Genomic DNA, 2373 nt, shown 5'->3' on the forward strand with positions numbered 1-2373 from the left:
ATTAGTCGGGTAAAGGGATTACATCGCTGTAACCCCCTCCCCTCAAAACCGGACTTGTACCTTTGGGCACATCCGGCTTAAGCAAATTACTAGTTTCCACATGCTTCAGTCATTTTGCAGCATGAATCTGTTGATGACAGTAGAAGTGTAAGAATCGGAGATTTTTGTAGCTATTACTCCCACCCTGTTGTTTTGGTTCAATGTGATGAACATGCAGTTCTTCCCCGTTGAATAGAGATTCTCCGCATTTAGGACAAATGCATCCTTGGTTCTGAGCAATCTTTTGCTTACTGGGAGTAAGAGATTTAGATTTAGCCTTCTCCCTGTTTTGCCAGTAGCTTTTAAGATTTGGATCATCAGGAGATGATCTGCCCTTCACCAGAATATGTCTTTCTATCCTGAACCAGCTAAATTTGAGCAAATGCATTCCTGTGGTTTTGTCACCAAATACCCATCGGTCGCTACGCTCTAAATTCAGCCTGCCCCAATACCGGCTTTGTCTCCAGTAACGGGGTTTTTTAGGGTGGGTGTGCTTGACATAGCGAACTGCCCGATGAAACATCCAACGGTCAAGACTATGAAAAATTTCACAAGACACTCCTGAACGGAAATAGTTCGCCCATCCTCGAATAATCGGGTTTAAGCGTTTAATAATTGCTAGAACATTCGACCCTCGCAAGGAGAGCCATTCCTTTCGCAACTTATTCCGTATTTTGCTTACCGATTCCTTGCTTGGCTTAATCAGCAGCTTCCAACCTGTTTTAGAGGTTTTTTCGGCTCTGTAGTGTCTGATGTTGAAGCCTAGAAAGTCGAATCCCTCACTCAGATGAACAATTTTGGTTTTCTGGGCCGATAGCTCTAACCCTCTTTGTTGCAACCAAATTTTTAGGATTTCAATCACTTCTTCGGCATCTTCTTTAGACTCACAGAATGCTGCAAAATCGTCCGCATAACGAACGATTGCTCGCTTTCCAATAGACTGACCTCTGGAGTCGTATTTGACACCAATGGCTTCCTCCATTCCATGCAAGGCAATGTTAGCCAACAAGGGGGACACCACGCCGCCCTGGGGAGTTCCACTATCCGTTTCATGAAAAACTCCTTGTTCCATGTATCCTGCCTTGAGCCATTGTTTAATCAGTTCCCGACCAGGGACTTCACCAATTGCCTTGAGCAAGAATTCATGGCTGATATTGTCAAATGCGCCTTTGATGTCAGCATCTACGACCCATTTCTTCCGTTTATTTGGTCGAGCCAAGCCGAAGATTTTCTCAATGGCATCATGACAACTTCTGCCAGGGCGAAATCCATAGCTTGTTGCCTCGAACTTCGCCTCCCACTCTGGCTCAAGTGAATTCTTGACCATTGCTTGAAGGCATCTGTCTTTGACAACAGGGATTCCCAGTGGGCGTTGTTTTCCATTTGCTTTCGGTATGTACACCCGACGCGCAGGTTTTACTTTCCAAAGGGTGAAAGCCGATAATTCATCGACCAATTTGCCTCTGGTTGTAGGAGTTTTCACCACTACTTTGTCAATTCCTGGCGTATTTCTACCTGCGTTCTGCTGCGTCACTCTGCGAACACTCATCAGAATGTTGGCATAGCTTCGTAGCATTAGCTTTTGAAGCGAACGTACCTTTTTATAGTTCCGTTCTGTGGTCGCCCGAAAGATTCTCTGTCTCAAATTCCTGACAGTCCGATTGATTTTGCGCCAGTTAATGGCGTTCCAATCGGTTTGCCCTTTGGTTCCGTTTGCTAAAGCCATGCTTTGCATCTAACTTGCCCCTGAGTGAGAAATCATTACAGAAGTCTTTGGGTAATTCACCTGACCCACGTCAGCACCCTTTCAGGTTGGGTATTCCCCTATCCAGCAGGTTATGGATTTCCTTTGCCTTTCGGCTTACTGGCGTTCGCTTCTTGGGTCATCCCTGTCCCACTGGGGAATTCAGTCGTCCTTGCGGTTGACCTACTGGAAATCCAGACCCCATTGGGGTTACCACGTTCCACATGTTAGAGATGCAACTGAAGAGGGTGTCTCCTTTACTGCGGGGACGGGGTGTCCTCGAATTCGATTCATAAGACCGAATTCCGTGCCTCGGTTGGTAAGACCGAGGTTCATTGTCCCTTCATCACCGTATCAGCCATATTTCGATGACCAGACGTCACGCAGCCTCATCAGAGATTCACTTGCGTTCACCCATTCAGTCTTCCTCTTGCCCGGTTTGTCCAAATGGCTTGGACGCTCCTTAGACGTTACCTCCTTGCAAAAGACCCCACCGTTACCAGTGATGCCCTTGGAGATTGAGGATAGGTTTGGACACTAACCTAGAGAAGTCACCTCCTCACTCACAACATGCGACATCGTGTCGCGCT

At 46.7% G+C, this 2373-nt stretch carries 1 protein-coding gene; it reads right to left on the reverse strand.

Features of this window, described 5'->3' with window-relative positions; genetic code table 11:
• Window positions 1-109: 109 nt before the first annotated feature.
• Window positions 110-1765, reverse strand: coding sequence for a group II intron reverse transcriptase/maturase (gene ltrA / locus QUB24_RS33185; RefSeq protein WP_333157824.1), 1656 nt, complete (start codon window positions 1763-1765; stop codon window positions 110-112).
• Window positions 1766-2373 lie beyond the last annotated feature (608 nt).

This window comes from Microcoleus sp. B9-D4 (genome assembly GCF_036705105.1).
Classification (GTDB): Bacteria; Cyanobacteriota; Cyanobacteriia; order Cyanobacteriales; family Microcoleaceae; genus Microcoleus.